Origin of the sequence: Providencia sp. JGM181 (genome assembly GCF_018257375.1) — a bacterium.
GTDB classification, from domain to species: Bacteria; Pseudomonadota; Gammaproteobacteria; order Enterobacterales; family Enterobacteriaceae; genus Providencia; species Providencia lanzhouensis.
In genome coordinates, this window is record NZ_JAERJY010000166.1 from 1 (window position 1) to 7,319 (window position 7,319).

Annotated in this window: 6 protein-coding genes; 1 reads left to right on the top strand and 5 read right to left on the bottom strand. The window is 42.3% G+C overall.

Annotation, left to right across the window (positions count from 1 at the left end):
• Positions 1-243, top strand: a 243-nt coding sequence (locus tag JK188_RS15555; RefSeq protein WP_211888666.1) for a hypothetical protein, incomplete at its 5' end; no start/stop codon positions are given.
• A gap of 81 nt (positions 244-324) precedes the next feature.
• On the opposite strand, the gene cra is transcribed toward JK188_RS15555, so the two are convergent.
• The 5 genes from cra to leuO form a co-directional block, all read right to left on the bottom strand.
• Positions 325-1,335, bottom strand: coding sequence for a catabolite repressor/activator (cra, locus tag JK188_RS15560; RefSeq protein ID WP_211886311.1), 1,011 nt, complete (start codon positions 1,333-1,335; stop codon positions 325-327).
• A gap of 84 nt (positions 1,336-1,419) precedes the next feature.
• A complete protein-coding gene (gene ilvN, locus JK188_RS15565) occupies positions 1,420-1,911 on the bottom strand; it encodes an acetolactate synthase small subunit (protein WP_036951209.1) in 492 nt (163 codons plus the stop codon).
• Positions 1,912-1,913: 2 nt separating this feature from the next.
• Positions 1,914-3,641: an acetolactate synthase 3 large subunit gene (ilvI, locus tag JK188_RS15570; RefSeq protein WP_211886313.1), complete on the bottom strand. Its 1,728-nt coding sequence runs from the start codon at positions 3,639-3,641 to the stop codon at positions 1,914-1,916.
• Positions 3,642-3,970: 329 nt separating this feature from the next.
• Positions 3,971-5,728, bottom strand: coding sequence for an AMP-dependent synthetase/ligase (locus tag JK188_RS15575; RefSeq protein ID WP_211886315.1), 1,758 nt, complete (start codon positions 5,726-5,728; stop codon positions 3,971-3,973).
• A 321-nt stretch (positions 5,729-6,049) separates the two neighbouring features.
• A complete protein-coding gene (gene leuO / locus JK188_RS15580) occupies positions 6,050-6,997 on the bottom strand; it encodes a transcriptional regulator LeuO (RefSeq protein WP_211886317.1) in 948 nt (315 codons plus the stop codon).
• Between the last annotated feature and the right edge of the window lie 322 nt (positions 6,998-7,319).

Sequence of the window (7,319 nt, forward strand, 5' to 3'; positions counted from 1 at the left end):
TATTTCAACACATTAAATAACTGTTTTAATTCACAGTGTTATTTTGCTGACAATAATTTGCTCATTGTACTTATCGGTTTTTTTATGGGTAAAAAAAAATTAATTTGTCAAAAAAACAATCGATGCAAAATAATCAAAAAAAGTATTAGGAAAACTCCTAAAGTGAAATATTTACAGGATAACGCAATAAAAAAAATCGCAATCACCCATAAATTTCACCAAAAAAAAGCCCCTAATAGATAGGGGCGGATATATTACTAAGAATCTTGGTTAACATCACTAACTATTAAACTGGTTTTTTCACCATTGGATAAGGTTTATCCACTACTGTTTGCGACCTAAACTACCACGGCGACATAAGTCCCTGCGAATTCGACGAATTCCAGTTTCTGGCTTCTGTTTCTCGTCTAGGCTGGCTAATACCAATTCTAAAATACGTTCTGCAATATCACGGTGGCGCTGAGCAAGAGACAGCACAGGACAACCGAGGAAATCCAGTAATTCGTTATCACCAAAGGTGCTGATAACCATGTTTTCAGGTAAGCGGCCATTGCGTTTCAATGCCACATCCAACACGCCTTGCAGCAAAGAAAATGACGTTGTGAATAATGCATCCGGCATCGCGTTACCGTTATCTAGCCATTGGGAGAAAACGTCGGCTGCGGCATCACGCTCATAACTATTGGCGTATAAATAATTGACTTCGCGAGAGTCCCCTTCCCATGCTTTACGGAAACCTTGCTCACGTAAATAGCTAACAGAAAGTTCAGGTAATGCCCCGAGATACAAGACCGATTCAGCTGAGAATTTGCGTAATTCTTTAGAGATCATCAGCGCATCTTCTTGGTCATCACCGACCACGCTAATGAAATGCTCTTTTTCTAATGCTCTATCCAGTGCGATGATAGGCAGTGAACGGTTTGCCCAGCGCTGATAAAACGGATGTTCAGGAGGTAACGCGGTAGACACAATAATCGCGTCAACTTGGCGCTGAAGCAAATGTTCCACGCAACGAATTTCGTTGTCAGGTTGGTCTTCTGAACACGCAATTAAAAGCTGATATCCGCGCTGACGAGCCTGTCTCTCCAGATAATTAGCTATACGGGTATAGCTCGTATTTTCAAGATCAGGGATCACCAACCCGATAGAGCGAGTGCGACCTGCGCGTAACCCTGCAGCGACTGCGTTTGGATGGTAATTGTGCTCTCTGACGACTGCCATCACTTTTTCTACAGTTTTATCGCTGACTCGATACTGCTTGGCCTTGCCGTTGATCACATAACTAGCCGTTGTGCGGGAAACACCCGCTAGACGGGCTATCTCATCCAGTTTCACGTTAACCTCTTTGCAATTTGGGAAACAGCCCCGAGTCATTCGGGGCTTTAATCCGCTCTATTCTACCTGCGGCGGATAAATTTTTCATCGCATAATTTTATCGCCACGAGAAACACCAACGATCCCTGAGCGTGCAACTTCAACAATTTCAGCAACACCACGCACAGCTTCAAGGAATGCATCTAGTTTATCGCTTGTTCCCGCGAGCTGAACGGTGTACAGCGTTGGCGTCACATCCACGATTTGCCCACGGAAAATATCGGCACTTCGCTTAATTTCATCTCGCCCATAACCGGAGGCTTGCAGCTTCACTAGCATGATTTCACGCTCGATATGGGCTGACGCAGTCAGCTCGCTCACTCGCAGCACATCCACCAGTTTATGTAGCTGTTTTTCAATCTGCTCTAGCACCTTGGCATCCCCTTTTGTCTGGATGGTCATCCGTGACAATGTCGGATCGTCGGTCGGTGCTACGGTCAAGCTTTCGATGTTATAACCGCGCTGTGAAAAAAGCCCAATCACGCGAGATAGTGCCCCTGATTCATTCTCTAATAACACTGATAAGATACGACGCATGATCAAGTCCTCTCCGTTTTACTTAACCACATTTCATCCATTGCCCCACCACGGATTTGCATTGGGTAAACATGCTCAGTTTCATCAATATTAATATCTACAAACACCAGACGCTGGTTTTCATTCACTTCGACTAGCGCTTGTTTCAGCTTATCTTCAAGTTCATCTGGGGATGCTATTGAAATCCCCACATGCCCATAAGCTTCAGCTAATTTTGTGAAATTCGGCAATGACTGCATATAGGATTGCGAGTGACGACCTTGATAAATCATGTCCTGCCACTGTTTTACCATGCCAAGGAAACCGTTATTCAGGTTCAGAACCAGCACCGGTAATCCATATTGCAGCGCAGTTGAAAGCTCTTGGATGTTCATCTGAATACTGCCGTCGCCGGTCACGCATACCACGGTGGATTTAGGGTGCGCCAGTTTCACGCCCAAGGCTGAGGGCAAACCAAAGCCCATGGTGCCTAAGCCCCCTGAGTTAATCCAATGACGCGGTTTATCAAACGGATAATAAAGCGCAGCGAACATTTGGTGTTGCCCCACATCTGACGTCACATAGGCTTCACCGTTGGTTAAGCGGTAAATAGCCTCAATGGCTTGTTGTGGCTTCACTTTGTTTGGATTTAATGCATATTTTAGACACTGTTTTTCGCGCCAAATACCGATTTCCTTCCACCATGTTTGCAGTGCCGCGGTATCTTGCTCGGCAGCTGCATGGTCCAGTTGAGCAATCATCTGTTCTAACGTAAGTTTTGCATCGCCAACAATGGGAATATCCGCCTTGACTGTTTTCGAAATTGAGGTTGGATCCACATCAATTTGGATCACGGTTGCATTCGGACAATATTTTTCTAAGTTATTGGTTGTACGGTCGTCAAAGCGCACACCAACAGCAAAAATCACATCAGAATGATGCATCACTTTATTGGCTTCGTAGGTACCATGCATACCTAGCATACCCACCGATTGTGGGTGAGTTTCGGGGAATGCGCCTAGCCCCATCAATGTTGATACCACGGGTAACTGAAGTTTTTCAGCTAATGTCATTAGCTCCGCAGAGCAATTGGCATTGATCGTACCGCCACCGATATACATCACGGGCTTCTTCGCTGCGACTAATTTGGTCAGCGCTTTCTTAATTTGACCTTTGTGCCCCTGTAAGGTCGGATTGTATGAGCGCAGTGAGACGGATTCAGGATAGCGATAAGGGAATTTAGCGGCAGGATTCACCGTATCTTTTGGAAAGTCAATCACCACAGGTCCTGGGCGCCCACTCGCCGCAATATAAAACGCTTTTTTGATGGTTTCAGGGATCTCTTTCGCGTGTTTAATGAGAAAACTATGCTTCACGATTGGGCGCGAAATACCCACCATATCGCACTCTTGGAATGCATCGTTCCCAATCAATGAGCTGGCGACCTGCCCCGATAAAACTACCATGGGTACGGAGTCCATATACGCGGTAGCAATACCCGTTATCGCGTTGGTTGCGCCAGGTCCTGACGTTACCAACACCACGCCGACATCCCCTGTTGAGCGCGCATAGCCATCTGCCATATGCACCGCAGCTTGTTCGTGACGCACTAAAATATGCTCTACGCCACCCACGGTATGCAGTGCATCATAAATATCGAGAACTGCGCCTCCCGGATAGCCAAATACGTGCTTAACTCCTTGGTCAATCAATGACTTGACGACCATTTCTGCTCCCGACAACATCTCCATGAGTTTGCCCTCAGACTATTTGCAAGTTAACAGAGAGCCGTACGACCCTCTTTAATTTTTATTAAGTTAGTCATAAATTCAGCTATTAACATATCCCTACCATTTGTGGGACGCAAATTTGATTTCACAGAGAAATTAAGGAAGATTTCATTTTGTCTTGAACATGAAAATTCGGCAGATTCATTGACTAGTTTTCAATCAAAATAGAGCGAAAATAACTAAAAGGTAAGCAAAAATAGTGGCAACGCGATTTTACATAAATAGCAGGTAAAACAAAGCCCTTCAGGGATAACCACTGAAGGGCTTGGAAAGTATGATTAAATATCGAATTATTCTTGATACATGGATTCAATTTCTAATCGGTAGCGCTCTGAAATAATTTTACGGCGTAATTTCAGCGTAGGCGTTAATTCACCTTTCTCCATTGAGAAGTTGCTTGGTAACAGTGTAAAACGCTTCACTTGATGGAAGTTTTCCAGATTTTTTTGTAGATCTTTAAGACGACCTTCAAACAGCGCAACAATTTTAGAATCTTTTAACAGTTCCAAGCGATCACGGTATTTTAAGTTAATTGAATTTGCATACTCTTCAAGGCTGTCATAGCAAGGCACAATCAGCGCAGAGACAAATTTACGTGCATCGGCAATGACGGCAATGTGCTCAATAAAACGATCTTGACCTAAAACACCTTCGATAACCTGTGGCGCAATATATTTCCCGTTAGACGTTTTCATTAAATCTTTTAGTCTATCCGTAATATATAAGTTGCCCTGCTCATCGATTTTTCCGGCATCCCCTGTACGTAACCAGCCATCAGCTGTGAATGTATCTATCGTTTCTTGTGGGCGATTATAGTAGCCTTTCATAACGACAGGGCCTTTAACTTGGATCTCGTCATTTGCTCCAATACGCACAGAAATGGCAGAAAGCGGTGTACCAATAGAGCCTAATGGGTATTTATTCGCTTCCCAACACGAGACTGTCGCGCAGGTTTCACTCATCCCATAGCCATATTTAATATCCACACCCGCAGATAAGAAAAACGCGATGACATCATCATCGAGGCGCGCGCCCGCTGCTGGCATAAAACGAATACGACCACCAAGCCCTTGGCGAATCTTGCTTAGAACCAGTTTATCTGCCAATGCATATAAGCGGTTGTTGATAAATGAAAGCGATTTACCTTTTGCCATTGCCTTCACTTTTTGTTTCCCTATCGCAATCGCCCATTTGAAAATTGCACGACGCATGAAAGGCGCTTGCGATACTTTACTTTGTACTGCACTGTAAACTTTCTCATAGAAACGCGGTACGGCACACATCACCGTTGGTTTAACATCAGTAAGTGCCTCTTTCACCAAATTAGTATTGGTTAAATAGACATTGCGCGCGCCGCTGTGCATGACATAAAAACTCCATGCGCGTTCAAAAACGTGGGAAAGTGGTAGGAAACATAATGAAACATCGTCTTCGGACAGTTCTAAACGGTTGTCATGAAGATAAAGCTGGGCTGCCATATTGTAGTAATCCAGCATCACCCCTTTCGGTTCTCCCGTGGTGCCCGAGGTATAAATAATGGTGAATAAATCACTTAAATTTTGAGCTGCAATTCGCGCATCTAATTCAGCTTGATATTGAGGCTGAGCGAGGGACATAAATGTCGATAAGTGCATGCTGTTAGCCACTTGCCCATCTAATTCAACATTATCGTCTAATGCAATGATAGCGGAGAGCTGTGGGCAATGTGTGAGTAATTGGCAAGCAACTTGGTATTGTTCTTGAGCACCAACAAAGAGGATCTTAATGTTGGCGTCATTAATGATATAGGCGGCTTGATCAATGCTGCTTGTGGCATAGAGAGGTACCGTCACGGCTTTGATTTGTAGTGCCGCGATATCGACCAAAGACCAATTCATACTATTATGAGCAAAAAGCCCAATATTCTCTTGCGGGGCAACATTCATCGCCAAAAGCTGACGGGCAATCGCGGTGGTTTTGGTATCGACTTCCGCCCATGTCAGTTCTGATTGATGTCCGTTGTCCCATTGACTGAAAGCTATCCGATCCGCTGACTCGCTCGCGTCCATTCTGGAACGTATGCGGTTAACAATATGATATGGATATAGATTTTCAGTAATCAAAGTGTATTCCCTATAGGTCATTAGAATTTTAAGTCATTCGGCAAACTCACAAACAACCTAATCTTAATACTTTTTATTATTTCAGCTTACATCTGTTAGCTGAATATTTTGAGTGTATAGCGGAAAGATAAACGAGGAAAGGAATAAAGTGTAAATTTTTTGCAAATGCTACAGACACAACAAAACTCGCCATTTTTTTCATCATGGCGAGTTAGTATTAAGGGGAATATGCTAAGGTTGCCTTAGAATGAATTGAGCCAATTTAGCTTACAGCTGTTCTATCATTTGGCAAAACTGCGCTTTCATCCATTGATGGCCTTTATCTCGCGCCGTCGATTCATGCCACGTTAAATAACATGGGCGAGAACTCTCTTCCCAAGGCAATGATAAGGTACGCAGTTGCAGCTGACTTGCATGATGTTCCACTAACCATTTGGGGGCAATAGCCACTAAATCTGTTTGTGCCACAATATTCAATACACTGTTTAAGTCAGTTCCTTGATAACTGACAGTGTGGGAAAGTTCCGTATTATGGTAATACAGTTTGCTAAATGAGCCGATATTATCCATTGCCATAATAGCGTGTCTTTCACTCACTAACATTTCTTGATTAATAGTATCTTCAATTCTTGGATGGTGATTAGCTACAACTAAAACCAATTCATCATTAAATAAAACCTGATGTTGATACTCGGGTTTTTCGAATTGATTATATCCCAAGAAAAAATCTATCTCTTGGTATTTTAATTGATGCGCTATGTTATTTCCTAAAAAAGAATGAATAAAAACCTGAACATTTGGCGACGCAATTTTAAATTTATCAACAATGGTTGCCGCTAAGCGAATATCTAATGGAGAACAAATAGATAAGCTAAATGCTCTTTCGCTTTGCTTAGGATCAAACCCTGCCCCCGGTAATTCATTATGCACCAATTGAAGAGCTTGCCTTACTGGTCCAAATAATTGTTTTGCGCGCGAAGTCGGTTGAATTCCACGCCCATAACGAACAAATAATTCGTCATTGAACATGGACTTCAAGCGGGATACGGCGTTACTTACTGCAGGCTGAGACATACCGAGAACTTGCGCTGCACGAGTGACATTTTGCATTTGCATCACAACATCAAAAACAGTTAATAAGTTCAAATCAACATTGCGCAGATGAATATCGCTACTTTCTTTTTTTGCTGTTGAGATCGTATCAAAATCAGTCATTTTTAACTCCACTAAATATATTTATCATTTTTAATTAATGAACATGATCCATCAAAGCAATATTGACGAAAAATATAAAATCATTAAATATTATTTTTAAAACAACTTATACATGATAAGTTATTTCGCTTTCCCTGCATTTATTAAAACGACGCTTCTATTCTTTTTGCCCATAAATTAGAATCGAGGTATAGATATCATCATAATATGCAAATATTCATCAGTGTAATGGGTACATGTAACTTATTAAAGTCAGCATCATTCCGATAAAAATAATAAAACAATTTGAAGAATAAATCATAATAAATCTCTTCTATAAACG

Bases quoted from the DNA above. Each gene is read 5' to 3' on its own strand.
- ilvN (WP_036951209.1), bottom strand. From the start codon at position 1,911: ATGCGTCGTATCTTATCAGTGTTATTAGAGAATGAATCAGGGGCACTA.
- ilvI (WP_211886313.1), bottom strand. From the start codon at position 3,641: ATGGAGATGTTGTCGGGAGCAGAAATGGTCGTCAAGTCATTGATTGAC.
- JK188_RS15575 (WP_211886315.1), bottom strand. From the start codon at position 5,728: ATGGACGCGAGCGAGTCAGCGGATCGGATAGCTTTCAGTCAATGGGAC.
- leuO (WP_211886317.1), bottom strand. From the start codon at position 6,997: ATGACTGATTTTGATACGATCTCAACAGCAAAAAAAGAAAGTAGCGAT.